This window comes from Ruegeria sp. YTSC325 (assembly GCF_059609525.1).
On record NZ_JBXWLY010000004.1, the window covers coordinates 102,716 to 128,135 of the forward strand.

Annotated in this window: 31 protein-coding genes; 15 read left to right on the plus strand and 16 right to left on the minus strand. The window is 57.6% G+C overall.

Annotated features, from left to right (window positions below; all coding sequences use genetic code 11):
* Position 1: 1 nt before the first annotated feature.
* The 3 genes from AC2FF7_RS07820 to AC2FF7_RS07830 all read right to left on the minus strand — a co-directional run bounded on the left by AC2FF7_RS07820 (position 2) and on the right by AC2FF7_RS07830 (position 1,529).
* Positions 2–757, minus strand: a complete 756-nt coding sequence (locus tag AC2FF7_RS07820; RefSeq protein WP_480867861.1) for an NAD(P)-binding domain-containing protein — start codon at positions 755–757, stop codon at positions 2–4.
* On the minus strand, positions 754–1,239 hold the full coding sequence (gene purE, locus AC2FF7_RS07825) for a 5-(carboxyamino)imidazole ribonucleotide mutase (RefSeq protein WP_170352345.1): 486 nt from the start codon (positions 1,237–1,239) through the stop codon (positions 754–756). The genes AC2FF7_RS07820 and purE overlap by 4 nt, the downstream gene beginning before the upstream one ends.
* Before the next feature lie 65 nt (positions 1,240–1,304).
* On the minus strand, positions 1,305–1,529 hold the full coding sequence (locus tag AC2FF7_RS07830) for a YdcH family protein (protein WP_170352346.1): 225 nt from the start codon (positions 1,527–1,529) through the stop codon (positions 1,305–1,307).
* Here AC2FF7_RS07830 and AC2FF7_RS07835 point away from each other — a divergent pair.
* From AC2FF7_RS07835 to AC2FF7_RS07855, 5 genes are all read left to right on the plus strand, one after another.
* Positions 1,528–1,674, plus strand: coding sequence for a hypothetical protein (locus AC2FF7_RS07835; RefSeq protein WP_170352347.1), 147 nt, complete (start codon positions 1,528–1,530; stop codon positions 1,672–1,674). The genes AC2FF7_RS07830 and AC2FF7_RS07835 overlap by 2 nt on opposite strands.
* A gap of 18 nt (positions 1,675–1,692) precedes the next feature.
* Positions 1,693–2,106, plus strand: a complete 414-nt coding sequence (locus tag AC2FF7_RS07840; RefSeq protein WP_058280036.1) for an Hsp20 family protein — start codon at positions 1,693–1,695, stop codon at positions 2,104–2,106.
* A 5-nt stretch (positions 2,107–2,111) separates the two neighbouring features.
* Positions 2,112–2,336, plus strand: coding sequence for a DUF1150 family protein (locus tag AC2FF7_RS07845; RefSeq protein ID WP_170352348.1), 225 nt, complete (start codon positions 2,112–2,114; stop codon positions 2,334–2,336).
* A gap of 80 nt (positions 2,337–2,416) precedes the next feature.
* Positions 2,417–3,301, plus strand: coding sequence for a PhzF family phenazine biosynthesis protein (locus AC2FF7_RS07850; protein WP_496905465.1), 885 nt, complete (start codon positions 2,417–2,419; stop codon positions 3,299–3,301).
* A complete protein-coding gene (locus AC2FF7_RS07855; RefSeq protein WP_496905466.1) occupies positions 3,301–4,161 on the plus strand; it encodes a hypothetical protein in 861 nt (286 codons plus the stop codon). The genes AC2FF7_RS07850 and AC2FF7_RS07855 overlap by 1 nt, the downstream gene beginning before the upstream one ends.
* A gap of 51 nt (positions 4,162–4,212) precedes the next feature.
* Here the strand turns inward: AC2FF7_RS07855 and AC2FF7_RS07860 are convergent, their stop codons facing one another.
* The 4 genes from AC2FF7_RS07860 to trxB form a co-directional block, all read right to left on the minus strand.
* A complete protein-coding gene (locus AC2FF7_RS07860; protein ID WP_170753371.1) occupies positions 4,213–5,931 on the minus strand; it encodes a bifunctional sulfate adenylyltransferase/adenylylsulfate kinase in 1,719 nt (572 codons plus the stop codon).
* Between the two features lie 217 nt (positions 5,932–6,148).
* Entirely contained in the window at positions 6,149–7,819 is a 1,671-nt protein-coding gene (locus AC2FF7_RS07865) for an adenylate/guanylate cyclase domain-containing protein (RefSeq protein WP_496905467.1), read from the minus strand.
* 60 nt (positions 7,820–7,879) lie between these two features.
* Complete coding sequence (locus tag AC2FF7_RS07870) at positions 7,880–8,338, minus strand: RES family NAD+ phosphorylase (RefSeq protein ID WP_480867852.1); 459 nt, start codon at positions 8,336–8,338, stop codon at positions 7,880–7,882.
* Positions 8,339–8,341: 3 nt separating this feature from the next.
* Entirely contained in the window at positions 8,342–9,283 is a 942-nt protein-coding gene (gene trxB, locus AC2FF7_RS07875; RefSeq protein ID WP_480867850.1) for a thioredoxin-disulfide reductase, read from the minus strand.
* A 227-nt stretch (positions 9,284–9,510) separates the two neighbouring features.
* Between trxB and AC2FF7_RS07880 the strand changes: the two genes are divergently transcribed.
* Positions 9,511–10,011, plus strand: coding sequence for an Lrp/AsnC family transcriptional regulator (locus AC2FF7_RS07880; RefSeq protein ID WP_170352355.1), 501 nt, complete (start codon positions 9,511–9,513; stop codon positions 10,009–10,011).
* 116 nt (positions 10,012–10,127) lie between these two features.
* On the opposite strand, the gene AC2FF7_RS07885 is transcribed toward AC2FF7_RS07880, so the two are convergent.
* The 6 genes from AC2FF7_RS07885 to lgt all read right to left on the minus strand — a co-directional run bounded on the left by AC2FF7_RS07885 (position 10,128) and on the right by lgt (position 14,345).
* A complete protein-coding gene (locus AC2FF7_RS07885; RefSeq protein WP_170352356.1) occupies positions 10,128–10,904 on the minus strand; it encodes a Hint domain-containing protein in 777 nt (258 codons plus the stop codon).
* Between the two features lie 2 nt (positions 10,905–10,906).
* Positions 10,907–11,065 carry a hypothetical protein gene (locus AC2FF7_RS07890; protein WP_170352357.1) on the minus strand — a complete coding sequence of 53 codons (159 nt, stop codon included), beginning with the start codon at positions 11,063–11,065 and terminating at the stop codon, positions 10,907–10,909.
* A 173-nt stretch (positions 11,066–11,238) separates the two neighbouring features.
* Entirely contained in the window at positions 11,239–11,367 is a 129-nt protein-coding gene (locus AC2FF7_RS07895; RefSeq protein ID WP_269149638.1) for a hypothetical protein, read from the minus strand.
* 271 nt (positions 11,368–11,638) lie between these two features.
* Positions 11,639–12,397 (minus strand): peptidoglycan editing factor PgeF, encoded by a 759-nt coding sequence (gene pgeF / locus AC2FF7_RS07900; protein ID WP_480867846.1) that lies wholly within the window; start codon positions 12,395–12,397, stop codon positions 11,639–11,641.
* A complete protein-coding gene (locus tag AC2FF7_RS07905) occupies positions 12,394–13,461 on the minus strand; it encodes a class I SAM-dependent methyltransferase (RefSeq protein ID WP_496905468.1) in 1,068 nt (355 codons plus the stop codon). Before AC2FF7_RS07905 ends, pgeF begins: the two co-directional genes overlap by 4 nt.
* A complete protein-coding gene (gene lgt, locus AC2FF7_RS07910) occupies positions 13,458–14,345 on the minus strand; it encodes a prolipoprotein diacylglyceryl transferase (RefSeq protein ID WP_480867842.1) in 888 nt (295 codons plus the stop codon). The genes AC2FF7_RS07905 and lgt overlap by 4 nt, the downstream gene beginning before the upstream one ends.
* A gap of 97 nt (positions 14,346–14,442) precedes the next feature.
* Here lgt and AC2FF7_RS07915 point away from each other — a divergent pair, with 97 nt between their 5' ends.
* From AC2FF7_RS07915 to AC2FF7_RS07935, 5 genes are all read left to right on the plus strand, one after another.
* On the plus strand, positions 14,443–14,691 hold the full coding sequence (locus tag AC2FF7_RS07915) for an accessory factor UbiK family protein (RefSeq protein ID WP_170352360.1): 249 nt from the start codon (positions 14,443–14,445) through the stop codon (positions 14,689–14,691).
* Between the two features lie 309 nt (positions 14,692–15,000).
* Positions 15,001–15,501, plus strand: coding sequence for a type III secretion system chaperone family protein (locus tag AC2FF7_RS07920; protein ID WP_170352361.1), 501 nt, complete (start codon positions 15,001–15,003; stop codon positions 15,499–15,501).
* A gap of 37 nt (positions 15,502–15,538) precedes the next feature.
* Positions 15,539–16,354, plus strand: coding sequence for a pyrroline-5-carboxylate reductase (gene proC, locus AC2FF7_RS07925; RefSeq protein WP_496905469.1), 816 nt, complete (start codon positions 15,539–15,541; stop codon positions 16,352–16,354).
* The gene (locus AC2FF7_RS07930; protein WP_170352363.1) at positions 16,347–16,685 is read left to right on the plus strand and encodes a tRNA-binding protein; all 339 of its coding nucleotides are present in this window, start codon (positions 16,347–16,349) and stop codon (positions 16,683–16,685) included. The genes proC and AC2FF7_RS07930 overlap by 8 nt, the downstream gene beginning before the upstream one ends.
* Positions 16,685–17,635 carry a 2-hydroxyacid dehydrogenase gene (locus AC2FF7_RS07935; protein WP_496905470.1) on the plus strand — a complete coding sequence of 317 codons (951 nt, stop codon included), beginning with the start codon at positions 16,685–16,687 and terminating at the stop codon, positions 17,633–17,635. Before AC2FF7_RS07930 ends, AC2FF7_RS07935 begins: the two co-directional genes overlap by 1 nt.
* On the opposite strand, the gene AC2FF7_RS07940 is transcribed toward AC2FF7_RS07935, so the two are convergent.
* Positions 17,632–18,210: a thymidine kinase gene (locus tag AC2FF7_RS07940; protein WP_480867838.1), complete on the minus strand. Its 579-nt coding sequence runs from the start codon at positions 18,208–18,210 to the stop codon at positions 17,632–17,634. The two genes, AC2FF7_RS07935 and AC2FF7_RS07940, sit on opposite strands and share 4 nt — an antisense overlap.
* Positions 18,211–18,567: 357 nt before the next feature.
* Here AC2FF7_RS07940 and AC2FF7_RS07945 point away from each other — a divergent pair, with 357 nt between their 5' ends.
* Positions 18,568–19,029, plus strand: a complete 462-nt coding sequence (locus AC2FF7_RS07945) for a hypothetical protein (protein WP_068336404.1) — start codon at positions 18,568–18,570, stop codon at positions 19,027–19,029.
* Positions 19,030–19,043: 14 nt separating this feature from the next.
* Here AC2FF7_RS07945 and AC2FF7_RS07950 read toward each other — a convergent pair whose 3' ends face one another.
* Positions 19,044–19,430 carry an ankyrin repeat domain-containing protein gene (locus tag AC2FF7_RS07950; protein WP_480867836.1) on the minus strand — a complete coding sequence of 129 codons (387 nt, stop codon included), beginning with the start codon at positions 19,428–19,430 and terminating at the stop codon, positions 19,044–19,046.
* A gap of 128 nt (positions 19,431–19,558) precedes the next feature.
* Complete coding sequence (locus tag AC2FF7_RS07955; RefSeq protein ID WP_480867835.1) at positions 19,559–20,683, minus strand: beta-ketoacyl-ACP synthase III; 1,125 nt, start codon at positions 20,681–20,683, stop codon at positions 19,559–19,561.
* Between the two features lie 169 nt (positions 20,684–20,852).
* Between AC2FF7_RS07955 and AC2FF7_RS07960 the strand changes: the two genes are divergently transcribed.
* From AC2FF7_RS07960 to AC2FF7_RS07970, 3 genes are read left to right on the plus strand one after another with little or no spacing between them, the layout of a single operon-like run.
* Positions 20,853–21,320: a MarR family winged helix-turn-helix transcriptional regulator gene (locus tag AC2FF7_RS07960; RefSeq protein ID WP_170753347.1), complete on the plus strand. Its 468-nt coding sequence runs from the start codon at positions 20,853–20,855 to the stop codon at positions 21,318–21,320.
* Positions 21,317–22,354, plus strand: a complete 1,038-nt coding sequence (locus AC2FF7_RS07965) for an efflux RND transporter periplasmic adaptor subunit (RefSeq protein WP_496905471.1) — start codon at positions 21,317–21,319, stop codon at positions 22,352–22,354. The genes AC2FF7_RS07960 and AC2FF7_RS07965 overlap by 4 nt, the downstream gene beginning before the upstream one ends.
* A gap of 11 nt (positions 22,355–22,365) precedes the next feature.
* Entirely contained in the window at positions 22,366–25,416 is a 3,051-nt protein-coding gene (locus AC2FF7_RS07970; RefSeq protein WP_496905472.1) for an efflux RND transporter permease subunit, read from the plus strand.
* The last annotated feature ends 4 nt before the right edge of the window (positions 25,417–25,420 follow it).

Here is a 25,420-nt window from a genome sequence, read left to right on the forward strand (position 1 = left end):
TTCAGGTCTCCAACCGTTTGCCGATTGCCGTCAGGGCGTCGCGCAGCGCCTTGTGGGCCTTGTCCGTTTGCAATGCCTGCGTCATCTGCAAGCTCAGAGTTCCCTCTGTTGCCAGCGCATCGCGTTCTGCAGCAAGCCGACCCGCCCGATCCTTTTCCGTGGACGCAAGAAATCCTGCTATCAACTGGGTCGTATAGAACTCGGCTCCGTCAGCGTCACCAGTCTGTTCGGCTAGCCATTTCGAGCCGGTTGCCAACAAGTCCAGAACACCGGGAACCATCGCGCAGATCGCAAAATGGGCATTTAGCGAGGCTTCATTTGCGACTTTAACAACCGAGTTCTCGGGTGAGACCAGATTGGCCAACAACTGATCATTTCCAAAAGCTGCCATGGGGCAGCCGCCGTTTTCTAAAAAGCCCAGAGGGATTGTTTGCACGAAATCCTCCGCCGGAGTGCAAAGCGATCTGAGGTCCGTTTCGGACACCGCCGCCATAACCGATACGATCCGATGATCGGGGCGAAAGCTCAGAGGTTCGAGCACATCAAGCGCGGCTTGAGGCCGAAGGCACAGAAACAAGATGTCCGATTGGTCGATCACTGATTGCGGGTCGCCGACGGTTGCGTTGATGTCGGCCTTTAGCGCGGCTGAGACAGTGGTATTACGCTCAGTCACATAAATATCATGCCCCTTGCGTGCCAGCAGCCGTGCAATCGGCGCTGCTATATGGCCAGTTCCAATGAACCCGACGCGGCTCATCCTTGCGGTTCTTCCGGGATCGAGGCTGACAGGGCATCGCGCCACGCGTCCAAACGGCCCGCCAAGGCGTCGTCCTGCAGTGCCAGAATACCGGCTGCCATCAGGCCCGCATTGGCTCCACCGGCGGCGCCAATCGCCATGGTTGCCACCGGAAACCCTTTGGGCATCTGGACGATGGAATAAAGCGAATCGACGCCCGACAGCGCCCGCGTCTGCACCGGAACACCGATCACGGGCACGCGGGTTTTCGAGGCCATCATGCCAGGCAGATGTGCTGCCCCTCCGGCACCGGCGATGATCACATGCAGACCACGCGATACGGCGGTCTTGCCATAGTCCCACAACCGGTCCGGGGTGCGGTGGGCGGACACGATGCGCTTTTCATAGGCTATGCCCAATTCGTCCAGAATATTGGCGGCTTCTTTCATCGTGGGCCAGTCCGACTGGCTGCCCATGATGATCCCCACTTTCACGTCGCTCATCCGCTTATGTCCCTGCCTTCTGAGAGAGCGCGCACTATAGCCAAATCCGCATTCGAGGCAATGTGTCAGGCGATGATATCGGGGGTCAGGCGGTCTTCGATCAGACGGATGATGTCTTTCAGCCGCAATTTCTGCTTTTTCAAACGCTTGATGGTCAGTTGGTCGGCCGTACCGGTGCCTTGAAGTGCCTCAATCGCTTCGTCCAGATCACGGTGCTGGCGGCGAAAAACCTCCAGCTCGACCCGCAGAACGTCATCAGTTTTCATCGAAAGATCGGTGGGGGCGTTCATGGTCGACTCAGTGGTTATTGTGGTGCTTGTCACACAAGATAGTGTGTCAGGGTTTATCCTGCCAGACCTTGTGGACATCTGGCTACATTCCCATATTCTATTCTACGCGGTTGCCAGAACGGGGCCGCACCACACGTCGCTTTGACAATAAAGGACGAAATACGTGTCTAAACTTACCTTGGGCTCATACCCGCATCTTTTGGGGTTCGAGCAACTGGAACGCCTTTTGGAACGGTCTGCAAAGGCCGGAAATGAAGGATATCCGCCCTACAATATCGAACAGACCTCGGACTTTTCGTATCGGATCACGCTGGCCGTGGCCGGGTTCGCCGAGCAGGATTTGTCGATCACCATCGAGGATCGCCAACTGGTGATCCGGGGCCGTCAACGCGACGACAGCGAGGGGCGCATATTCCTGCATCGCGGCATCGCGGCGCGTCAATTCCAGCGCATGTTCGTGCTGGCCGACGGGGTTGAGGTGGGCGAGGCGATCATGGAAAATGGTCTGCTGCATGTGGATCTGACCCGCGCTGTGCCAGAAACCGTGGTGCAAACGATCAACATAAGAAAGGGGTAAGAGCAATGAATACACCGATTGAACTGAACGCCGAGGGCGACCGGATCGTCTATGTCAAAACGGTTGAAGTCGCCGATTTGCCAGAAGAAATGCGCGAGCAGGCAGGCGATCTGGATCAGATATATGCCGTCCATGATTCGGATGGGCAACGGCTGGCTTTGGTCGCCGACCGTAAGCTGGCCTTCAACCTCGCGCGCGAGCATGACTTCTCGCCGGTGGCCGTGCACTGACACGGCCCTTTGGGCGTTTTCCTCGTGACATCCGACGCTGACCGGGCGAGATATGCCTTGTAAAGCAAAGGGTCCGAGGAATGAGCTGGTTTGATTTTGACTGGGTAGATGCCTTTACCGATCGCGCTTTTGGGGGCAATGGGTGCGCAGTCGTGCATGGCGGCGCTGGTTTATCCGATGCGATCTGCATGGCCTATGTGCAAGAGACGTCTTTGGTCGAATGCACCTTTACCGGGCCTTCTGACATCGCTGATATCCGGGTTCGCTACTTTCTGGCCAGCCGCGAGATCCCCTTTGCCGGGCACCCAACCATTGCGACCGTGGCCGCCATGCGGTCACGCGGGATGATTGACGGCGACAGCCTGACGCTTGAGACGGGCGCGGGCCTCGTCGAAATCCGCCTGAACGGTGACGAGATCGAGATGACTCAGGTCGCACCGCAATTTGGCGCCGAGGTGCCGGCTGATTTGGTGGCCTCCGCGATCGGCCTGTCCACAGATGCCATCACTTCACCGCCGCAATTCGTGTCTACCGGCTTGCCGTTCTGCATCACCGTCCTGCGTGATCACGCGGCGCTGCGGGCCGCGAAACTGGCCGAGGGACCGCTGCGTGAGGTCGCGGCTATGGCTGGGTTCTCGGGTTCGGATATGGCCGAGCCGTTTCTGGTTGCACTGCAAGGCGCGACCGATGGCGGGGACACGTATTCGCGCTTGTTGCTGGCGCCGCCCAGCCCGCCTGAGGACCCGTTTACCGGGTCCGCCACCGGTGCGATGGCGGCCTATCTGTGGAAGCACGGTCTGATGGAGAAAGACAGCTTTGTTGCCGAACAAGGCCATGACATGGGCCGCCCGGGTCAGGCCACCGTTACGCGTGTTGGCCCGCCGGAGGCAATGACCGGCATCAAGGTGGCCGGGAGCGGCCATGTGCTGATGCGTGGGCAGGTCAATCTGCCGGAGGGAAATTGATGTCTGAGCCCGCAATTGCGATCCTGCCCTATGGGCACCGGTTGGGGCCGAAACTGAGATCGGTTTTTCTCAGCGATCTGATCTGGCCCGAGGGTTGCCCGGATCGTCTGACTGGCAAAACTGTCGGGGATCTTGAACCAACCGATCACCTGATCATGTATCCCAATTCCACCGTGCATCTGCGGTTGCGCCGGGGTACCCGCGCGCAGATTTCGCTGATGATGGGGGAACCCTCGGCCATCCACGCAAAACACGACAGGATACTGCGCTGGACATGGCGTCGGTTCTTTCGTGTGCTGACCTTCCATGACGTCCTGCTGCAAGGCATCCCGAATGCGGTCTTTCTGCCCTATGGCGTCACCATGGTGCCGGACTGGCAGAAGTTGTCCGTCGAAAAGATCAAGTCCTGTTCGTTGATCGCCTCGGCCAAGCGCGATCTGGAAGGTCACCAATTGCGTCATGCGGTCATCGACTGGGTGCGCGAGACGGGCGCGGATGTCGATATCATGGGTCGTGGTTATATGCCGTTTGACCAGAAATCCGACGGGCTGGCCCCGTATCGCTATTCTGTGGTGATCGAGAATGTGCGGGAACGGAATTATTTCTCGGAAAAACTGACGGATGCGATCCTGTGCGCCACTGTTCCGATCTATTGGGGCTGCCCGAATATCGGGGATTTCTTCGACACATCCGGCATGATCCTGTGCGAATCCGAGGCCGATATTCACCGCGCCGTTCAAGCGGCCTCACCCGAGGACTACGCTGCGCGCCTGTCGCATCTACAGGCGATCCAGCCCAAGGCGGCTGAATACGGTGATTTCGAAGCCCGCGCTGTTGCGGCCATTCGCGCCGAGCTCTGATCACAAAAAAGGCCCCCGCAGCGCGAGGGCCTGTTTCATGTGGCGGTCAGCTTAAGTCGCCGCGATCAGACCCATGCTTTCAAGCTTGAGCAGCACCTGATGGGCGCAGTTGTCGACCTCGACATTCTCGGTCTCGACGCTCAGCTCCGGGTTCTGGGGCACATCATAAGGGTCTGAGATGCCAGTGAATTCCTTGATCTTGCCTTCACGCGCAAGCTTATACAGACCCTTGCGGTCACGGCGCTCGCATTCTTCGATGCTGGTCGCAACATGGACTTCGCAGAAGGCACCGAATTGCTCGATCTCTTCGCGAACTGCGCGACGGGTGGTGGCGTAAGGCGCAATGGGCGCACAAATGGCGATGCCGCCGTTCTTGGTGATTTCCGACGCCACATAGCCGATGCGACGGATGTTCAGGTCGCGGTGTTCCTTCGAGAAACCGAGTTCCGACGACAGGTTCTTACGAACGATATCACCATCCAGAAGGGTCACGGGGCGGCCGCCCATCTCCATCAGCTTGACCATAAGCGCGTTGGCGATAGTCGATTTGCCGGAACCCGAGAAGCCGGTGAAGAACACGGTAAAGCCCTGCTGGCTGCGTGGTGGTTTGGTTTTGCGCAGCTCGGCCACAACCTCGGGAAAGCTGAACCATTCGGGGATTTCCAGACCTTCGGCCAGACGGCGGCGCAGTTCGGTGCCCGAGATGTTCAGGATGGTGACGTCATCCTTGTCCGCGATTTCGTCATTGGGTTCGTATTGGGCGCGTTCCTGCACATAGACCATGTGTTTGAAGTCGACCATCTCGACTCCGATCTCGTCCTGGAACTGGCGGAACAGGTCCTGCGCGTCATAGGGGCCATAGAAATCTTCACCGGCCGAGTTCTTGCCGGGGCCCGCGTGGTCGCGGCCCACGATGAAGTGGGTGCAGCCGTGATTGGCGCGGATCAGCCCGTGCCAGACCGCCTCGCGGGGGCCTGCCATCCGCATGGCCAGATTCAGCAGCGACATCGAGGTGGTCGAGGCCGGATACTTGTCCAGAACCGCCTCATAACAGCGCACGCGGGTAAAGTGGTCGACGTCGCCGGGCTTGGTCATGCCGACAACCGGATGGATCAGCAGGTTGGCTTGGGCTTCCTTGGCAGCACGGAAGGTCAGCTCCTGATGGGCGCGGTGCAGCGGGTTACGGGTTTGGAACGCAACGATGCGGCGCCAGCCCAGCTTGCGAAAATAGGCGCGCAACTCGTTCGGGGTGTCGCGGCGGGCGCGGAAATCATAGTGGACGGGTTGCTGGATGCCGACCACAGGTCCACCCAGATACACCTTGCCTGCGGTGTTGTGCAGATAATTCACGGCTGGATGCGCGTCGTCATCCGCGCCGAATACCTTTTCAGCCTCGCGGGATTTGTTCGGGGTCCAGCGGTCGGTCACGGTCATGGTGCCGAGGATGACGCCTTCCTGATCACGCAGGGCGATGTCCTGACCCAGCTCGATTGATTGGGCGAAGTCTTCGCTGACGTCCAGCGTGATGGGCATCGGCCACAGGGTACCGTCGGCCAGACGCATGTTTTCAACGACGTTGTCGTAATCGGCTTCGGACAGGAAACCCTTAAGCGGGTTGAACCCGCCGTTCATCAGCAGTTCAAGGTCACAGATCTGGCGCGGGCTCAGGTCCCAACTGGTCAGGTCAGCGGCTTCTACTTTCAGCTTCTGCGCCGAGTCGTAGGAGACATAGAGTTCTGGGATAGGGGCCAGATTGCTTAACATCGTCATCGGAATACTCTTGCGTAAGGGCAGTTTTGCCCGTGATTCATAGGTGTTTAAGGGGCGTTTGCCCCGATGATCAGGTGAAGTCCATATACATTCATGAAACAAAGGACGATATGCGCGGTTTTCGCTCGGATTGGAAGAATTTTCCACATTCAAATGCAAATGCCGACTGTGGTTCTTCGAATTGTCGGCAATTGGGCAAGTTCTAGGCCATGTGTTCCTAAGCAGCTATCCTAAGCGCCAGTAAGGTGGCGTTCCTTACCGGTAACGCAGGAATTGGGCGGGAAACCCCCCTTAGTTTGAAAGACTGTAGCCCCGTTTCGTCACCGTCATATCCGGCCGCGCGCAGAAGGTCCTCTGAGACCAAAAGCTCGACGCCCAGAGTTTTGGTCTCTGCCTCTAACCGGCTGGCAACGTTGACCGCGTCTCCGATAATGGTGCGTGTCGCTGTTCCGGCGGCACCGATTTCGCCCAGAACCAGATCACCCAGATGCAACCCCATGCCTATGCGAATATGCGAGCTGCCTTCTGCGTTGAGTTGCTTGTTGAATCGTTCCAGTGCGCGGCTGACATCGGCTGCGGCCATCAAACCAGCACGGGCGGAACTTGCGGGGTCGGCGGTTTCGAACACGGCCAAAAGACCATCGCCCATGTATTTGTCGACCACCCCACCTTCGGCAGTGATCGCAGGAACGATCGCGTCAAAAAAACGGTTCAGAAGGAAGACAATATCATAGGGCAGCTGTCCCGTCGTGCGCGACGTAAACCCACGCATGTCCAGAAACAGAACGGCAAGCTGACGTTCCTGGCCTTGGCTGGCATGTGCGCGGTTTCGAAGGCCATCAGGACGAAACATTCGAAAGGCCGTAATCGGCTGAGTCGGGCGGATTTGGCAAGCCAGCCGCGCGCCTTTGGGCGCCCGGACTGCGGCAAGGCTGCGGGCTTCAACTTCGCTTGGAGCCGGAAGCTCTGCCGCACCGTCTTCGACAATGACTCGGCACGTGGTGCAGCGGCCTTTGCCACCGCACAGGGCCGTATGTGGGATGCCATTGGCCTGCGATATCTCAAGCAGGGTCATGCCTTTTTCAGCGACGACCTCTGGTCCTTCGACATATGTAACGCGGACCGAATGTCTGCGCCGTAGAAGTTTGCGTCCCGCAAACACGGCCAACGAAACACCCAGAGCGATCCAAAAGGCCAATAGCGCATTGTCCTTGACGCTAAACAGAGCCTGAAATTCTTCGGGCGACGGCCAATTGTAATGCTCGATATATTGGTCGCGCAGAAACGGGTCGCCGAAATCGGCCCAAATCCGCCGCCCTTCTGTCAATAGTCCCGCCATCGCAAATGACGGGACGAACACGGCCAATCCGATCAGATAGGGGACTGTTTTGGGCCACCATTTGGTCAACCGCAGCCACATATGAAGACCAATGCAGCTGTGCACCCAAACGACCAGCAAGAGCATGCTTTGCATCCAGATCGCCGAGCTGGGCCACATCAGCGCGATGATGTATCCCATCTCGTCGTTCACGTTGAACACCTCGTGCGCGTAACGTGTGTGAACGATATGCGCGATCAGTTGCAGCGGGATCAGCAATCCCAGAACAATCTGCAATGCCATGCTCAGCGGCATTTTTAGTGTTTTGCGTTGACTGATCGAATAGAGCGCCAGACCCGAGTGAATGAACAAAGCAGCATAGAGCAAGGCGCTGCCGATGTCGTGACGGGTGACAGCGTGGCGGCCGTCTTGCATTCCGTGCAGGTAATCGGTGTGGAACAGGCCCAAGCCGATATTGATGAAGTGCAGGAATGCAAACGCGAAAAGGATCAGGCCACTGCCAATCCTCAGCCGGGTTATCCACCCGCCTTGCCACAATACGCTCTTCACTTCAGGTCACCTGTGAATTCTTGCCTTGTACCCCGAGTCTGATACGGGCGCGCGGGCGGGTCAAGAATAAGCAGGTACCCAGGTTTCTGACGGCGCATCGACGCAAATAAGCCGGGCACTGGTACGGAACAGAACCACATGGCTGAGCTGGGGCCGTGATCGAGAGCTATAGATCATGCCATCGGCACCTAAAGCTCGAGCCTTGTCCGAGAATTGCCAGGTTGGAGAACGCCCGCAGGTTTTTGCAATGTCTTGCCAAACGATGGATGCTTCGGGCTGACCTCTCAGGTCGACAAGACGTGCCTCTGTGATCCTTGCACGTTGCAGGATTCGCGGTGGGTCATCGCGCGATACATAGCGACGTATCGCGACTTCGACCCCTTCGGGGCTGAGAGATGCATAAAGTGCGGTCTGACCTGCATAGTGAAAACGCCCCTCTGGCGCCCGAGCGGGGGCCAAAGGGGCGTCTGAATGTGTTCGAAACAGAATTCTCCAGACCGGGCCGGAGAATTCTATCATTGGCTAGTCCTGCTCCGCCAGGAACCGCTCGGCATCCAGCGCTGCCATGCAGCCCATACCGGCGCTGGTAACGGCCTGACGATAGATGTGGTCAGTCAAGTCACCGGCGGCGAATACGCCAGGTATGGAAGTCTCGGTCGAACCCGGCTTGGTCACGACATAGCCACCCATGTGGGTTTCAAGCGTGTCCTTGACCAGCTCGTTTGCAGGGGCGTGACCGATGGCAATAAACACGCCCTTACAAGGAATCTCAGAGATTTCACCGGTTTTCACGTTCTTGACGCGCACGCCCTCAACGCCCAAAGGCGCATCGGTGCCAAGCACTTCATCCAGCTCGTGGAACCAAAGCGGTTCAATCTTTTCGTTTTTCATCAGGCGATCCTGCAGGATTTTCTCGGCCCGCAACTCGTCGCGACGGTGGATCAAGGTGACCTTGCTGGCAAAGTTCGTCAGAAACAGAGCTTCTTCCACGGCAGTGTTGCCGCCGCCAATGACAACGATTTCCTGTCCACGATAGAAGAACCCATCGCAGGTGGCACAGGCCGAGACACCAAAGCCTTTAAACTTGTCCTCGGACGGCAGCCCAAGCCATTTTGCGCGTGCGCCGGTCGCCAGAATGACTGCATCAGCTGTATAGGTCGTGCCGCTGTCGCCTTTGGCAGTGAAGGGGCGTTTGCTGACGTCCAGATCGCTGATGATGTCACCGATGATCTCACATCCCATTGCCTTAGCATGGTCCTGCATACGAACCATCAGGTCGGGGCCTTGAACCTCTGTATCGCCGGGCCAGTTCTCGACCTCTGTGGTGGTGGTCAACTGACCGCCGGGTTCAATGCCCTGCACCAGGATCGGTTCCAGCATTGCGCGGCTGGCATAAACGCCCGCCGTGTATCCGGCGGGCCCCGATCCTATGATCAGAACCTTGGTGTGTTTCGTTTCGGCCATGGTACCCCCAACTCGATCTGCCTGATGTGGGCGCGTGGCCCCTTGGCGACTGGATATAGCGACCCGATGGCGGTGCTTAAAGCCCCTTCCTGACAGAGAACCGCTATGCATTACGCGAATGGCGCCCATAAATAGGGCGTTTAAAATAAAGAATATTGCGCTAACGCGAAAGATTATTGCGCATCTTCTGGGTGCTGATATAACAACCGAAAAATCAGGAGCATTTTATGGTCGCGACACGGCTGGATGAGATTGACCGCAAAATTCTGGCGGAATTGCAGGCAGACGGTCGAATGACCAATGTCGAACTTGCGAAACGTGTCGGCATTTCTGCGCCTCCGTGTTTGCGGCGCGTCCGTACGCTTGAGGAATCCGGCCTGATCCGCGGTTACCACGCCGAAGTGAACGCGCGAGAGTTGGGATTCGAGGTTCAGGTCTTTGCCAGCGTTGGTTTGGAAAGTCAGGCCGAGACCGAACTGAGCGCCTTCGAAGAGCGGTGCCGCGACTGGCCCTTGGTCCGCGAATGCCACATGCTGAATGGCGAGGTTGATTTCATCCTGAAATGCGTCGCCCCTGACCTTAGCAGTTTTCAGCGGTTCCTGACCGGCGATTTGCTGACCACCCCAAATGTGGCCAGTGTTAAGACATCGCTTGTGATTCGAGGCGCTAAGGACGAGCCCGGTGTGCCGTTCGATGTTCTGGAAGAACGCATGAACCGGATGGCCTGAAGCGCATCCGTTTATGTGCGGAACAACATGGCGGAAGAATCGCTGTAACGATCAGGAACAGCACCCAACCCAAAAGAATCTGCATAAAGCCCCCACTCTGCAGCACTGACAAAAATTTACGCTGTGATCGCGTCCACCTCTCCGTCGCCAGCACGCGGCATCAGCAGCGGACCAAAATCATTCAGCGAATCGGCATGCGCGAACAGGTTCAGGTAGATCGAGCGCAAGGAATGGCTGATCATCCGAACTGCATTGACACCGGGATGATACGTCTCGAACTGCAGCCCGTCGATCTTGATCACAGAATGGCGCTTGAGACAGATATGGAACAGTTCGATCGGCGTTGGCGGCAGGGTTTCGACCACGCTCATTCCGTCCTGAAATTCGTGAACCGGGGTCAAAACGGTCTCATTGCCGTGCAGATGGCGCAGGTGGGACGGGGTTCCAACCAACCGCGCCGCTGGGCCCGCGATAACGCCTGAAAGAGGTTTCTGCATCCCGAATGTGTCGGCCATGATCCGCGTCAGAGGGCGAGTCCGACCTCGGGAATCCTCGCGTCCGGGAACCAGGGTCACAGAGCCTTTCCATAGCACAGTCTGAGACGAGCCATCCTGCGTCAGTACAGTATCACCGGGCAGCAGGTCCTCAATCGCGAGCGGGCCGGTTTCCGTCTCAATTAAAGATCCTCGGGTAAAGGCGCAGAATGCGTCCTCGAACATCGGCAAAGCGGGCGCGATATGGCGGGTCTGAGAGATATCGCCATTTGGCAGCAGCGCGCTCACTTCATAGCGCCGCAGTTGCGCCTTTGGTTTGTCCCTTGGCGCATCCCGCAGCATCGCCGAAGTATCGACGGCGTTTTTGGCCGCGCGCGAAAGCGAATGTGGAATAGGCATTTTTATTCCGTCCCTTCTATCATCCGTGCAGACAGGTTGAACCCTCCGTACAGGCCCGTCTGACCGATCTTTTTCTTTGTTTTGAATGAAAGGGCGACCTCAGGGCGAGCGTCAAACCGACGTCGCAACGTGATGGTATTCAGCACACCTTTGGTCAACATCTTGACCCCCCAGACAAACTCACAACAACGCCGGCGAAAATTACCCGCGCACACAACGCCCCTGAACCTGACCGCGGAAAATACCTGCGGCAGGTCACGCATCGGGCCGGAGCACCCCTCCGATGCGCGTCTTGGCCCCTGGAACCGGCAGCTTGGTACCCTGGGCGTCACGATCAGACCCCTTCCGCCAAACGACGGGCAACCCTGACCGAGTCGCTGGAAATGCTTTTCCACGGCATCTCCGGCGTCTTTTCGTTGGTCGCCGCGACAACGGCGCTCAGAAAGCGAGATTTTACCTTCATGATCTGGTCCTGCTCCTCTGGGGTTTTTGGGCCCCATTTCCCTTTGGTATGCCAATCTGACGCCATATTGAGGCAGCGATAAGGCTGATCCGGGATCAATTCAGGACAAAATGAAGGTTAGCAGCTCCTCTTTCTTCATACTGTCTCACACTGCTGGCGCATCGGCAGATAAACACCTGAGAGCGGACAATAAAACTCAACTTGTTACGACTCAGGTAGACACAAAGAATGTGGCAAAAAAGCGGCGAAATCGCCACAATTCAGTCTAGGTCTACAATTTGATTGCAGAAATAAGGCGGCCATAGTCCGCTTCTTTGGCGTGCGTAGATCGCCGGTAGGAATAGAATCTGTCGGGGTCTGAATAGGTGCAGTGCCGGGTCCATTCAGCTTGGCCTACGCCTGCCTGTCGAAGGCGATGCAAACCGTAAGCGGGAAGGTCAAATTGCAACCTGTCGCCTTCCCCATTTGCGAAGAAACGCAGATTTTCTGTCGTTTCTGCGACGAAATCATCCAGGAACTCAGGCCCGACCTCATATGCTTGTTGCGAAATCGACGGGCCAATCACAGCGACCGTGTTTTCGCGCTTTGCCCCCAGTTCTTCCATGGCGTCCAGAGTCGATTCGAGAACGCCGTCCAAAGCCCCGCGCCACCCTGCGTGGGCCGCGCCGATAACATTTGCGTGGGTGTCGGCAAAAAGAACGGGCTGGCAATCCGCTGTAAGTATGGTCAGGGCCAAGCCCGGAGTAGCTGTGACCACTGCGTCCGCGCGTGGACGCTCGCCGTTCATCGGTGCGTCAACCTTAACCACGGTCGGAGAATGCACCTGGTGTACGCCAATAAGCGCCTCGGGCTCGACCTCCATCGCCTGAGCCACACGCGCCCGGTTGATCGAAACAACCTCGGTCTGGTCTGACGAGCCGTAGCCGCAATTCAAGCCGGAAAACACCCCTGATGACGCTCCGCCACGGCGGCTGAAAAAGCCGTGGCGTACGTCTGACAGCATGTCCGAGGTCAGTATTTCCAGTGTCATGGTTCCAGTCCCGGTGGAGGTGCCGCGTAAGAGGGGTAGAGCCCCAGTACTTTGAACAGGTTTCCCATTTCCTCGGGATGCGTCAACCTGCGATGTGCGGTCACCAGCGTATCAAGCTCGGACCCGCCGAGCGGTTTGGCCAAAGCTTGCGCACGGGCGGTAATGCCAAGCCGTTCCAGAAACACGCCCTGATAGGTCAGGCGGGAATAGGCGCAACCGGCGGCACGTGCTGCCAGTGCAAGAGGTTCGAAATCCACATGCGCGGTCAGATCCGCCTGACCGGGTGTATCCAGCGGATTCACACGCTCATGCCCGCGCAGGGCCTGAAACGTGTCGCCCAGCGAATACCAGTCGCCATAATCCACGATCAGACCGGCACCGCCGTGGCTGGCGATTCGACCCGCGATGACGGTCAGGATGGGGATAGCTGCCGCGCAAAGCTCAACCAGATCGCCATCTTTCGTGTCTTGCAATCGGTCCGTCAGAGCGACCTGATCCGCCTGAGCACCCAGTCCGAAGGTCAGCGATTCGCCCTTAGCCCCGATAAGGCGCTCGCGCCACGCCAGGCCGTCGCGCAGGAACTGGCGGATGGGCAGGGCGTCAAAGAACTCGTTGGCGACCAGAAACAAGGGCGCGTCGGGCAGGTCGGTGAGCGTTGTGATCCGGCGCGGTGCAAAATCCTTCAACGTTTCTGCCTGTATGTCGCGCAACGTCGGTGAGGCTTCGAATAACACGATTTCAGCCGCACCATGGAACCCGTGGACCCCGCGTGTGGCCCGGAGGATGTCCGCCATCAGTGTTCCGCGCCCCGGCCCAAGCTCGGCCAGAACGAAGTGATCTGGGTGCCCCTGATCCATCCAGCTTTGCGCCAGACTTAGGCCGATTAATTCACCGAACATCTGACTGATTTCAGGCGCGGTGACGAAATCGCCCTGCGTACCCAAAGGGTCGCGTGTGGTGTAATAGCCATACGTCGGGTGCAGCAGGCATTCGGTCATGTAGTCGGCCACGGTCATCGGGCCGTCTTGCGCGATGCGCTCCAGCAGATGGTCAATCAGGCTCATCGCGCGTTTCGCGCGCGCAGGGCGAACCATAGGCCAAGCGCGATCATTGGCAGCGACAAGAGCTGCCCCATGGTCAGGCCATATTCGCCAATAGGCCACGCCAGTCCCAGTGGGTTTCCGGCCGAGATAAACTGTGCGTCCGGTTGCCGAAAGAACTCAACGATGAACCGGGACGCACCATACCCGGCCAGAAACACACCCATAACCAGTCCGGGTTTGCGCAGCGCGCCCTTGCGGTAGACCAGCCACAGCAGCGCAGCCCCCAGCAGCAACCCCTCCAGCGCGGCCTCGTAAAGCTGCGAGGGATGACGTGCACACATGCCAACCAGCACACCGGGGCAGTCTTGCGCGGCAGGGCCGGGGAAGATTACCGCCCATGGCAACTCGCTGGGGCGGCCCCAAAGCTCGGCGTTGATGAAGTTGGCCAACCGTCCCAGCAGTAACCCCGGCGGAACAGTGTGGGCAATGAGATCAGCCAGCGGCAGTACCGATATCTTGTGACGGCGCGCATAGATGTAAGAGGCAACAATCACCCCCAGCAGACCGCCGTGAAAGGCCATGCCACCCTGCCAGACTTTCAAAATGTCCGCCGGGTTCGCAAGATAGTAGTCGCGCTGATAAAACAGCACGAACCCAAGTCGACCACCCAGAATCACCCCAAGGATGATCCAAGTGATCAGATCCTCAAGCTGCTGGGGTTTCATCGGGGGCGTGTTATCCGCCCAAAGCGCGGGGCGTTTCAGCGCCGCTGACCCCAGCCTCCACGCGATTAGGATGCCTGCGATATAAGCCAGCGCGTACCAACGTAGGGCGAACTCCATCCCCAATAGTGAGATCGAGAACAGTTCGGGCGACAGATCGGGGAAATTCAGAACAGCCTGCATGTGCGTCTCATTGCCCGTGCTTTGCAGGGCAAGTCAACCTTGAGCCTGACGCAAAGTTTACCCATATAGAGAACAACCGCGATTTCGGAGAAAAACCATGCAGACCCGCAACAAGATCCTCGACGATGTTTCCCAACTGATGACCAACGCCATGGGCGTGGCGCAGGGCGCGCGGGAAGAGGCCGAGAATGCGATGAAGTCGATGATCGACCGCTGGCTGGCGGACCGCGATTTCGTCACCCGCGAAGAATTCGATGCGGTCCGCGCCATGGCGCAAAAGGCGCGCGAAGAAAACGCAGCCTTGGAACAGCGTATCGCCGCGCTTGAGGCAAAGCTGGACAAGTAACGTCTCAGCACAGATTCGAAGATAGAGAGAACGCCGCGCAATCTGAGGCCAGATTGTGCGGTGTTGTGCATTTTGCTGCCCTGCAAACGCAAATCAAGACAAAGCTGTGCTCGGCGCCAATATTTTGATCTCCGTTGCTGTTCGTCCACAACTTATTGCTGTTATCCCCAATAAATAGGGTTGCCAGATGGGTGCGCGCGGCGCACCATATTTAGTACAGGCACATGGGGGAAGCCCGGCTTGTAGAGCAGGCAACTAGCGCTGGGGCGCTGCCAGCCCCGAATTGCTAGAGATAAGTGAGGTGGCATTATGGCCCTATCCGAGCAGTTTCTCGAAGAAGACCTTCATCCGATTGATATTGTTGAACACCTGGCCGAACATCACGACTGGGATTTTGATCGCATCGGCGATGATCAGATCGCCATGGCTGTCGAAGGACAGTGGCGCACCTATTCCATCACTCTGGCCTGGTCGAACTATGACGAAACCCTGCGCATGGTGTGCTCGTTCGAAATGGACCCGCCATCCGAGCGGGAAAGCGAGCTGTATGAGCTTCTGAACAAGATGAACGATCAGTGCTGGGCCGGGGCGTTTACCTATTGGGCTAACCAGAAACTGATGGTCTATCGCTATGGTCTGGTTCTGGCGGGTGGTCAGACGGCCAGCCCGGAACAGATCGACACGATGATCACTGCAGCTGTCCTGAGCGCTGAACGCTATTACCCGGCGATCCAGCTGGTCACTTGGGGCAATCGTGATCCCGAAGATGCGATGCAAGTCGCCATTGCAGAGGCTTACGGCCGCGCGTAAAGCTTTGCCCCAAGCCAGATAATGGGGAGGGGCAATCATGGACATGTCGCGCATCGCGGAACAGGGGCTTGTGCTTCTGGGATGCGGAAAGATGGGATCGGCCATGTTGGCTGGCTGGCTAGAGCATGGCTTACCAGCGTCGTCAGTCTGGGTCGTGGATCCGTACCCCTCGGACTGGTTGAAAGCACAAGGCGTCAATATCAACACACCGTTGCCCGAAGCCCCAGCCGTGGTGCTTGTGGCCGTCAAACCGCAGATGATGGGCGAAGCATTGCCCGCGATCAAAGCGCTGGGCGGGGGCGGAAGCCTGTTCGTCTCGGTCGCGGCGGGGACGTCGATTTCCACATTTGAATCTGTGTTGGGCGCGGGCACGCCGATCGTACGGGCGATGCCGAATACGCCTGCAGCAATCCGGCAGGGCATCACGGCGCTGATCGGCAACGCACAGGCCTCCGAGGCCGATGTGACCATGGCCGAAAACCTGCTGTCCGCGATTGGTGAGACTGTCCGGCTGACGGATGAGGCGCAGATGGACGCAGTGACTGGCCTAAGCGGATCGGGTCCGGCCTATGTGTTCCACCTGATCGAAACGCTGGCCGCTGCGGGGCAGGCGCAGGGCTTGCCGCATGAACTGGCAATGAAGCTGGCCAAATCTACTGTTGCAGGGGCAGGCGCGCTTGCGATGACCGCCGACGAAGACCCCGCGCAGCTGCGAGTCAATGTGACCTCGCCCAATGGCACCACGCAGGCAGCGCTCGAGGTGCTGATGCACGAAGAACAGGGTTTCCCAGACCTGCTGCACCGCGCCGTCAAAGCCGCGACCGACCGATCCAAGGAGCTGTCCCGTGAGTGAGATTTCCTTCGACGATTTTCTCAAGGTCGACATCCGCGTGGGTGAAGTGATCCGCGCCGAGCCGTACCCCGAGGCCCGTAAGCCGGCGATCAAGATGTGGATCGACTTCGGCGATGAGATCGGCGAGCGAAAGACGTCGGCCCAGATCACCGCGCATTACGATCCGGCTACGCTGGTGGGCAAGCAAGTTATGGCCGTGGTGAACTTCCCGCCGCGCCAGATAGGCAAGTTCATGTCCGAGGTGCTGGTTCTGGGTCTGCCCGACGAAAATGGCGAGATCGTTCTGATCGGACCGGATGGAGAGGTTCCGACCGGCGGGAGGATGCACTGATGAAATTATTGATTACACGCCCCATGACCGACGCCGTAATGGAGCGCGCACGGACGGAGTTCGATGCGGAGATTCGCGAAGAAACGTCGCCACTGACACCGGATGAGATGCGGCGGGCCTTGACGGAATTCGACGTGGTAATGCCAACGCTTGGCGATCTTTTTTCGGCGCAGGTATTCGCGGATGTGTCCGATCCGCGCTGCAAACTGCTGGCCAATTTTGGCGTCGGCTACAACCATATTGACGTGGACGCGGCCAGCGCGTCAGGTATTGCGGTCACCAATACGCCGGGTGCCGTTACGGATGCCACAGCCGATATCGCCATGACTTTGTTGCTGACAACCGCGCGCCGTGTCGGGGAAGGAGAACGCATCGTCAGGGCTGGGGGCTGGCATGGCTGGCATCCCGCGCAAATGCTGGGCCACCACGTCACCGGCAAGCGGGTGGGTATCGTTGGCATGGGTCGGATCGGACAGGCCATTGCCCGGCGCTGTCACTTTGGGTTTTCCATGCAGGTTGCCTATCAGTCGCGTAGTGCGAAGGAATTGGAATTCCCGGCAGAGTTCGTACCCGATCTATCCGCTTTGGCCGCGTCGGTCGATTTTCTGGTGCTGGCCGTCCCCGGTGGAGCGGAAACTCAACATCTGATCAATGCGCCGGTACTTGAGGCGATGAACCCCAATGCCTTACTGATCAATATCGCGCGCGGAGAAGTCGTGGACGAGGCTGCCCTGATCGCAGCCCTTCAGTCCGGACAGATCGCAGGGGCGGGGCTGGATGTATACGAATTCGAACCCAAGGTTCCGCAGGCGCTGATCGACATGGAGAACGTGACCCTTTGCCCGCATCTGGGTACCGCCACTGAAGAGGTGCGCACCGATATGGGTTACCTGGCGCTGGACAATGTTGCGGCCTTTATCGCAGGCCGGGCGCTGCTGACGCCGGTTTAACCGCCCATCGCCTCGCGCCAGTGTCGGCGGCAGAGCGAGACATAGGTTTCGTTCCCGCCGATCTGAACCTGTGCTCCTTCGGTGATCGTATTCCCGTGCGCGTCCTGACGGATGACCATTGTGGCCTTGCGCCCACATTCGCAAATCGTTCGAACTTCGCGCATCTCATCCGCCAAGGCCAAGAGGGCTGCAGAGCCGGGAAACAGCTGTCCCTGAAAATCTACCCGTAACCCATAGGCAAGAACCGGTACGTTCAGATCATCCACGGCACTGGCCAGCTGCCAGACCTGATCGCGGGTCAGAAACTGTGCCTCGTCCACAAACACGCAGGCCACCTTACCCTGCGCCAGACGGCTCTCGATCATGTCGAACACATTATCTTCTGCCCCGAACGTGTCCGCATCTGCAGATATGCCAATGCGCGAGGCGATCTTGCCCACGCCCGCGCGACCGTCAAGCTGTGCGGTCATAAGATAGGTGTCCATGCCGCGTTCACGATAGTTGTGTGAGGCCTGCAATAACACGGTCGATTTGCCCGCGTTCATGGTTGAATAGTTGAAGTACAGTTTTGCCATGTGCCCGGGTCTAAAACGCCTGATCCGCATGGGCAAGTAACCAAATTCTAAGAAATAAGCGACGTCGCCGTTGTCGTTGCAAGGGTCGAGCGAAAGCTCATTGGGGATGGATACCCCCACGTCAACAACAGCGACGCCGTCGGCCATCATGCGGCCATAACAGAGCAAGACCAGAAAACCGCCTTGCAAACACTCATTACCGGCTGGAAACGCCGCCACTCACTCACAAAATCCCTGCATATCTGAGGGATAGTCAATTTATGGCATTTCAATTATGACTCGAGTATGGGAAATTTCCTTACCCTTTCCCCCATAGTGGCAGATGTCGTGGGAAAGCCAGGCAGTAAAGGTTGAAACATGGCAGATATCGGGGCTTATCTGAAAAAACATACCGAGGCGTTGGTAAAAGACGTCGGCATTGAATCGGCCTGCGAGATTACAGGCAAGTCCAAGGCAACATTGGGTCGGTACTATTCGGACAACGCGGAACATGCGGACCGTTTTATGCCAGTCGATGCGGTTGCTCGGCTCGAGGCCGTCTCGAACTTTCCGCATGTGACCTCGGCCCTGGCGGATCTTAAAAATATCACGCTGTCCTATGATGGCCGTAATACGGATACCCCCAGGACCGGAGGTGTGAATTCGGATGTCATCGCGTTAAGCCAACGGTTTGCAATGCTGATGACCGAATATCAAGCTGCTATTGAAGACGGCATCATCACCGTCAACGAGGCCAAGCGCTTGTTGAAGGAGACCAGCTTGTTGCAACAGGTCCTGATCGAGATGAAGCTGCATCTGGAAGAAGAAAGCGTGAGTTGATCGCCGGTTTTTCGTTAATCGAAATCGAAAAGCCGTTTAAGGTCGCCACCAAACGCGTCAGCTAATTCCTTTGCAGACTGATCGAATTCCGGTTTCAGAAGGGGATCAGCACCCGCTTTCAAAAGCGCTTCAATAACGCTCAGGTTTTGTTTCTTAACCGCGACGTGAAGGGGCGTTTCCGACATGTCGCCGACTGCGTTTACGTCAGCGCCAGCGGCAATCAACGTCAGGGCCGCGTAGGTGTCGTCGCGCCAAAGAACGGCGTGCAACGCAGTATCACCGTTTGACGCGCGGCTGTTCAAAGAAACCGGAGCTTCGCCGAGAGATTCCGGGAAAAGAACGTCCGAACAAGATGCCAGGATATCTTCCAGAGACGCACGTGCTTTAGGTTTGGTTGCCATTTTGTGAACTCAGAATGATTGGTGTCGCTGACTCAGCAAATGCGTGCAAAGGCAAGTTGACTTCAATCCATCACGCCAAAGGGTTTTGGAGCAAGTGAATTCTTGAGTTGCGCGATGGATCGAGCTGACTATCCGTGCCGCCGCACGATTACCGAACCTACGGAATACCCCGCCCCGAAGGAACAGATCAGACCGACTTCTCCATCCGCGAAATCATCCGAGTATTTCGAGAATGCGATGATCGACCCTGCTGAGGACGTGTTGGCGTAGTCCTGCAAGATATTGGGTTGTTCGCCGGGTACGGGCTCGCGGCCCAGAACTTTTTTGCCTATGAAATCGTTCATCGTCTTGTTCGCCTGATGTAGCCACAGGCGTTTCAGGTCAGAGCTGTTTAGCCCTTCGGAGTCCATATGGTCGGCAATGTGCTTGCTGACCATCGGAAGCACTTCCTTGAAGACTTTACGGCCGTTCTGCATGAATTGCATGTCGCGGCGATCAACTACGCCATCGGGGCGCGAACGGCGCAGGTAGCCGTTGTTGTTGCGAATGTTGTTCGAAAACTCGGTTGCGCAACGGGTGGAGAGGATTTCGAAATAGGGACCATTTGCGTCTTCAACACGCTCGATCAGGGTGGCGGTCGCTACGTCTCCGAAAATGAAATGGCAATCGCGGTCGCGCCACTCCAGATGGCCCGAGCAAATCTCGGGATTGACCACCAGCGCGGATTTCACTGACCCTGACCTGATCATGTCAGCGGCCGCCTGAATACCGAAGGTGGCCGAGGAACAGGCGACATTCATGTCAAAGCCAAAGCCTTTGATCCCCAGCGCCTGCTGGATTTCGATCGCAATCGCCGGATAGGCCCGTTCGTGGTTCGAGGCGGCGCAGATCACCAGATCCACATCTTCTGGTGCGCGCCCGGCCTGGGCCAGCGCCTTTTTGCAAGCATCCACGGCCATCTCAGTCATGATGCCGGGTTCATCATCACTGCGCTGGCGCAGCAAGGGGTGCATCACGTCGGGGTCCAGCACGCCGGTCTTGTCCATCACATACCGGTTCTCGATGCCTGACGCTTTGAGAATGAACTCTTCCGATGAATGCTGCAGGGGTTCCACTTCACCCGAAGCAATCGCGTCGGCATTTTCGGCATTCACCTTATCGGCGTATGCATTAAAGGCGGCAACAAGTTCCGCGTTGGTGATGACGTTGTCTGGCGTGAACACACCGGTGCCGGTGATTGCTGGCGTATACATTGTTGCCCCTGCGTTTTTCGGATTTGCCCAAAATGCAGTCAACGCAAGGTTAGTTCAAGAGAGATTGACCCAAGGGAATATCAAAGTTGCGGCGTCAATGCGCTTCAAATCTTGAATAGTTCATTTTTTGAAGTATATGACGCCCTGTGAACGGCAACGGATTCGACACATGACATTCGACGACAGCGCACTGGTAAAGCGACTAAGCCCCGAAATGCAGGCCATGATGGGGGTCTATGCCCTCTATTGGAAGCTGGAAGAGAGCTTTGATTTGATGGAGGTCGAACTGACCCATCAAGAGTGTCACATGGTGATAAAACTGGACCAACCCAAGCGTATGGGCGTTTTGGCGGCGGATATGCTGACGGTGCCATCCACAATCACGTCTACTGCTGATGCTTTGGAAACGGCAGGATACCTGACGCGAGAGCGCGATCCGGACGACCGTCGAGCCTGGCTGTTGGTGTTGTCCGACAAGGGGTTGGCGATGCGCCAGACTTTGGTGGCCGAGGCCGGGGCGCTGTTTCAGCGCGCATCCGGTTTGACGCCTGATGAAACGGCCGAATTCGCCCGGCTTGCCCGGAAAATCCGTGAAAACATTCTGAAAACGGGAATACCCGAGGGGTTGAAGAAATGAAATTGATCTCTGTTTTGGGCCTCGCCCTGACCATGCTGGCCACCACGGCCATGGCAGAAAGTGCTGCCAAGCCGGTCAAGCTGATGGTTTTGCAAGAAACTGCGCCCGGGTTTTCGCGGCAGTTCTTTGGCCGGGTCGCAGCGCGACAGACGGTTGATCTGGCTTTTCAGGTGGCGGGGCAAATCGTTGATATGCCGGTAACCGAAGGTTTCGTGATTCCCAAAGACGAATTGATTGCGGAACTGGATCGTGAACCATTCCAGCGTCGCTACGACCGGGCTGTGCTGCAGAAAGATCAGGCGGACCGGACGCTGGCGCGCTTGTCCCGTCTGCGGGGAACTGCAGCAAGTCAAGTTGCTGTGGATGATGCCGAGACAGCGGCTCAGCTGGCGGATATTGCGGTGCGCGATGCGCTTTATGATCTAGAGCAGGCAACGCTAACAGCCCCCTTTGATGCTCTGGTTTCAAGCCGGGCAGTGGAATCCTTTACGACCGTCTCGGCGGGGACACCGATTGTGCGTATCCATGACATGTCCGAGCTACGCATCGAAGTCGACGTGCCCGAGATTTTGTTCCAGCGCTCGGGCCAGCAGGATGACATCACCATCACGGCGAAATTCCCTGTCAGTGACGAAGTATTCCCTCTGCAAATTCGGGAATTCGACGCCGAGTCGTCGAGCGTCGGTCAGACTTTCCGTATTCAATTCGGCCTGACACCGCCAGAAGGTCTGCAGATTCTTCCGGGGTCATCGGTAACGGTGAATGTGCAGGTGCAGGACCAACGTACAGGTATCGTTGTTCCGGCCACAGCGGTTGTTGCGGATGCGGAAGGTGTTTTGGGTGTCTTTGTCTTTTCGCCCGTCGGCGCGGATGAAGGCAGTGTCAAATGGGTCCCCGTGACCATTGAACCCACGGCATCGGGTGACGTAAGCGTCCTGTCCGGGCTGGAGGATGGCGATGAAATCGTGGTTGCCGGAGGCGGAGCGCTGATCGACGGGCAAGCCGTACGCCGCTTTGCCGGCTTTGCGAACTAAGGGGCGGACGCATGAATATCGCACGCGCATCCATAGACCGGCCAATCTATACGTGGTTGATCATCCTGATCGCCTTGTTCGGCGGCATCTGGGGTTTTCTGTCGCTTGGGCGACTGGAGGACCCGGCCTTTACCATCAAGAATGCTGTCATCGCCACGCAGTATCCCGGCGCAACGGCCGAGCAGGTGGCTCTGGAGGTATCGGAGCCACTGGAATCGGCCATTCAGCAGATGGGAGAGGTCAAAACCATCACCTCGCTCAACCAGCCGGGATTTTCGCTGATCGAGGTTGAGATCAAGTCAACCTATGACGGTACCGAGCTGCCCGAAGTCTGGACCAAGCTGCGCGCCAAGGTTCGCGACGCAGCCCGGGCGTTGCCGTCCGGAGTCGGCCAGCCGCTGGTCAACGATGGATTCGGCGACGTGTTCGGCCTTTTCTATGCAGTCACTGCGGATGGCTTTTCGGACGCTGAAAAACACGAACTATCCACGTTTCTGCGGCGCGAATTGCTGACGGTCGAAGGAGTGGCCGATGTCGAAGTCATGGGCCTGCCGCAAGAGGCGATTTTCGTCGAACCGGACTTGGCAATCTCGGTCAATCAGAACGTGCCGCTGCAGGCAATCAACGATGCGATTGCCAATGCGGATTCGGTGAACGCATCAGGCTCGTTGCGGTCTGCAGATGACCGAACAACGGTCCTGACCGCCGAAGGCTCCGACACTGTTTCGGCCATTGCGGGTCTGTCCGTTGGATCGCAGGGGCAGGTGATCAACCTGTTTGACATGTCAAATGTGTACCGCGGCCGCCAGACCGACCCGGATGTCATCATCCGCTTTAACGGGGAAGAAGCCTTTACGCTGGGCATTGCGGGGCTGTCGACCGAGAACATTGTCGAGGTTGGCAAGCGCGCAGACGAGAAATTCGCCGAACTTGACGGGCAAATCCCCTACGGTGTCGAAATCCTGCCGATCTATCAGCAGCACGTGGTCGTCGAGCAAGCCTCGAACGATTTTCTGTTGAACCTTGCGATGTCGGTGGCAATCGTCGTTCTTGTCCTGGCCTTGTTCATGGGTTGGCGGGCCGCGATTGTCGTCGGCTCGACGCTGTTGCTGACCGTTGTCGGGACGTTGCTGTTCATGGCGCTGTTTTCCATCGAGATGGAACGGATTTCCCTAGGGGCCCTGATTATTGCGATGGGTATGCTGGTCGACAACGCCATCGTGGTCGCCGAAGGAATGCAAATCGCAATGTTGCGGGGCAAAAACTCGCGTTATGCAGCGGACGAGGCCGCGTCCAAAACCCAAATTCCGCTTTTGGGGGCGACCATCATCGGCATCATGGCTTTCGCCGGGATAGGCTTAAGCCCGGACGCGACCGGAGAGTTCATGTTCTCGCTGTTTGCCGTCATCGGAATATCACTTTTGCTGAGCTGGATTCTGGCCCTGACGGTTACTCCGATGCTGGGACATTACTTTTTCAAGCAGGGTAAAGCTGGTGCAATTGATGCCTATGGCGGTATCATGTTCCGCGTCTACGGAGCGATCCTAAGATGGGCATTGCGGTTCCGCTGGTTGGTGATTGCCTTGTTGGTGTCTGTCACCGTGGCATGCTTTGCCGGGTTCGGGCTGGTGAAACAGCAGTTCTTTCCCGACTCGAACACGCCGCTGTTCTTCGTCCATTACAACCTGCCGCAAGGAACGCCGATCGCGCGGACCGCTGAGGATATGGCGGTTTTCGAAGAGTGGCTGGCCAACCGGGATGATGTAGTGTCCGTCGCCACCTTTGTCGGGCAGGGCGCGACCCGTTTCCTGCTAACTTATGAGGCAGAAAAACCCAATCCAAGTTACGGCCACCTGATCATCCGTACCAGGACGCTGGAGGACATCCCCCCGCTGCGTGCCGAACTTGCGGAATTTGGTCAGGCGCAATTTCCTGAAGGAAAGTTTCGTACAAGACGACTGATCTTTGGTCCGGGCGGAGGCGATCCGATCCAGGCCCGCTTCTCGGGCAGTGACCCGGTTGTGCTGCGCCAGCTTGCGGATGAGGCTGTGTTGCGGATGCGGGATGCGTCGCAAAACGCGCTACACGTTCATCATGACTGGCGTGAAAAGTCGTTGGCCGTCCAGCCGATCTATGCGACCGAACGTGCGCAGACGGCGGGTGTTACGCGCGAGGATATTGCGGCCACGCTACAGTTTTCGACCGATGGAATCACGGGCGGCGTTTTCCGCGAAAGGGATCGCCTGATCCCGATCATCCTGCGTCGACCGGCGGACGGAGATTATTCGATCGTGGACCAGGTCGTGTTCTCGGACCAATCCGAGCGCTTTGTTCCTATCGAACAGATGGTGGATGGGTTCGAATACAAGGCGTTGAACACGCTTGTGCACCGAAGGGACAGGGTTCTGACCATCACAGTTGGCGCGGATATTCCGGCGGGATTCACGGCGGCTCAGGTCCATTCCGAGGTCCGTGAGGCCATCGAAAGCATGGACCTTTCTGCAGGGTATCGGATGGAATGGGGTGGTGAGTTCGAAAATGCCGGCGAAGCGAATGAAAGCCTTGGGCGTCAACTGCCGCTGAGCTTGCTGATCATGGTGCTGATCTCGGTGCTGATCTTTAACGCGATCCGTCAGCCGATCATCATCTGGTTGCTTGTGCCTATGTCGGTCAATGGGGTGGTCTTGGGCTTGCTGGGCACCGGATTGCCCTTCACGTTTACGGCGCTGCTTGGGCTGCTGAGTCTCTCGGGGATGTTGATCAAGAACGGAATCGTTCTGGTCGAAGAGATCGATCTGGTACGCGAAACCGGCAAAGGGCTGCGCGAGTCGATCATTGAAGCCTCGGTCTCGCGTCTGCGTCCTGTGATGCTGGCAGCGATCACCACCATTCTTGGGATGGCGCCGCTGTTGACGGATGCATTCTTCAAATCGATGGCGGTGACGATCATGGGCGGACTGGCTTTTGCCACGATCCTGACCATGGTGGCGGCGCCGGTGTTCTACATGGTGTTCTTCCTGCCGGAATACCGGCGAAAGTCCGCGCCGCAACCTGTTGTTTAAATGA

Excerpts from the sequence above, each read along its gene's own strand:
- purE (WP_170352345.1), bottom strand. The coding sequence starts at position 1,239 with ATGAGCGACGTGAAAGTGGGGATCATCATGGGCAGCCAGTCGGACTGG.
- AC2FF7_RS07845 (WP_170352348.1), top strand. The coding sequence starts at position 2,112 with ATGAATACACCGATTGAACTGAACGCCGAGGGCGACCGGATCGTCTAT.
- AC2FF7_RS07970 (WP_496905472.1), top strand. The coding sequence starts at position 22,366 with ATGAATATCGCACGCGCATCCATAGACCGGCCAATCTATACGTGGTTG.
- AC2FF7_RS07870 (WP_480867852.1), bottom strand. The coding sequence starts at position 8,338 with ATGATAGAATTCTCCGGCCCGGTCTGGAGAATTCTGTTTCGAACACAT.
- AC2FF7_RS07855 (WP_496905466.1), top strand. The coding sequence starts at position 3,301 with ATGTCTGAGCCCGCAATTGCGATCCTGCCCTATGGGCACCGGTTGGGG.
- AC2FF7_RS07965 (WP_496905471.1), top strand. The coding sequence starts at position 21,317 with ATGAAATTGATCTCTGTTTTGGGCCTCGCCCTGACCATGCTGGCCACC.
- lgt (WP_480867842.1), bottom strand. The coding sequence starts at position 14,345 with ATGCAGGCTGTTCTGAATTTCCCCGATCTGTCGCCCGAACTGTTCTCG.
- AC2FF7_RS07920 (WP_170352361.1), top strand. The coding sequence starts at position 15,001 with ATGGCCCTATCCGAGCAGTTTCTCGAAGAAGACCTTCATCCGATTGAT.
- AC2FF7_RS07860 (WP_170753371.1), bottom strand. The coding sequence starts at position 5,931 with ATGACGATGTTAAGCAATCTGGCCCCTATCCCAGAACTCTATGTCTCC.
- AC2FF7_RS07960 (WP_170753347.1), top strand. The coding sequence starts at position 20,853 with ATGACATTCGACGACAGCGCACTGGTAAAGCGACTAAGCCCCGAAATG.
- AC2FF7_RS07935 (WP_496905470.1), top strand. The coding sequence starts at position 16,685 with ATGAAATTATTGATTACACGCCCCATGACCGACGCCGTAATGGAGCGC.
- AC2FF7_RS07835 (WP_170352347.1), top strand. The coding sequence starts at position 1,528 with ATGGTCGACTCAGTGGTTATTGTGGTGCTTGTCACACAAGATAGTGTG.
- proC (WP_496905469.1), top strand. The coding sequence starts at position 15,539 with ATGGACATGTCGCGCATCGCGGAACAGGGGCTTGTGCTTCTGGGATGC.
- AC2FF7_RS07820 (WP_480867861.1), bottom strand. The coding sequence starts at position 757 with ATGAGCCGCGTCGGGTTCATTGGAACTGGCCATATAGCAGCGCCGATT.
- AC2FF7_RS07950 (WP_480867836.1), bottom strand. The coding sequence starts at position 19,430 with ATGGCAACCAAACCTAAAGCACGTGCGTCTCTGGAAGATATCCTGGCA.
- AC2FF7_RS07940 (WP_480867838.1), bottom strand. The coding sequence starts at position 18,210 with ATGGCAAAACTGTACTTCAACTATTCAACCATGAACGCGGGCAAATCG.
- AC2FF7_RS07830 (WP_170352346.1), bottom strand. The coding sequence starts at position 1,529 with ATGAACGCCCCCACCGATCTTTCGATGAAAACTGATGACGTTCTGCGG.
- pgeF (WP_480867846.1), bottom strand. The coding sequence starts at position 12,397 with ATGACACTGGAAATACTGACCTCGGACATGCTGTCAGACGTACGCCAC.
- AC2FF7_RS07895 (WP_269149638.1), bottom strand. The coding sequence starts at position 11,367 with ATGAAGGTAAAATCTCGCTTTCTGAGCGCCGTTGTCGCGGCGACCAAC.
- AC2FF7_RS07915 (WP_170352360.1), top strand. The coding sequence starts at position 14,443 with ATGCAGACCCGCAACAAGATCCTCGACGATGTTTCCCAACTGATGACC.
- AC2FF7_RS07945 (WP_068336404.1), top strand. The coding sequence starts at position 18,568 with ATGGCAGATATCGGGGCTTATCTGAAAAAACATACCGAGGCGTTGGTA.
- trxB (WP_480867850.1), bottom strand. The coding sequence starts at position 9,283 with ATGGCCGAAACGAAACACACCAAGGTTCTGATCATAGGATCGGGGCCC.
- AC2FF7_RS07850 (WP_496905465.1), top strand. The coding sequence starts at position 2,417 with ATGAGCTGGTTTGATTTTGACTGGGTAGATGCCTTTACCGATCGCGCT.
- AC2FF7_RS07880 (WP_170352355.1), top strand. The coding sequence starts at position 9,511 with ATGGTCGCGACACGGCTGGATGAGATTGACCGCAAAATTCTGGCGGAA.
- AC2FF7_RS07955 (WP_480867835.1), bottom strand. The coding sequence starts at position 20,683 with ATGTATACGCCAGCAATCACCGGCACCGGTGTGTTCACGCCAGACAAC.
- AC2FF7_RS07890 (WP_170352357.1), bottom strand. The coding sequence starts at position 11,065 with ATGTTGACCAAAGGTGTGCTGAATACCATCACGTTGCGACGTCGGTTT.
- AC2FF7_RS07885 (WP_170352356.1), bottom strand. The coding sequence starts at position 10,904 with ATGCCTATTCCACATTCGCTTTCGCGCGCGGCCAAAAACGCCGTCGAT.
- AC2FF7_RS07905 (WP_496905468.1), bottom strand. The coding sequence starts at position 13,461 with ATGAGCCTGATTGACCATCTGCTGGAGCGCATCGCGCAAGACGGCCCG.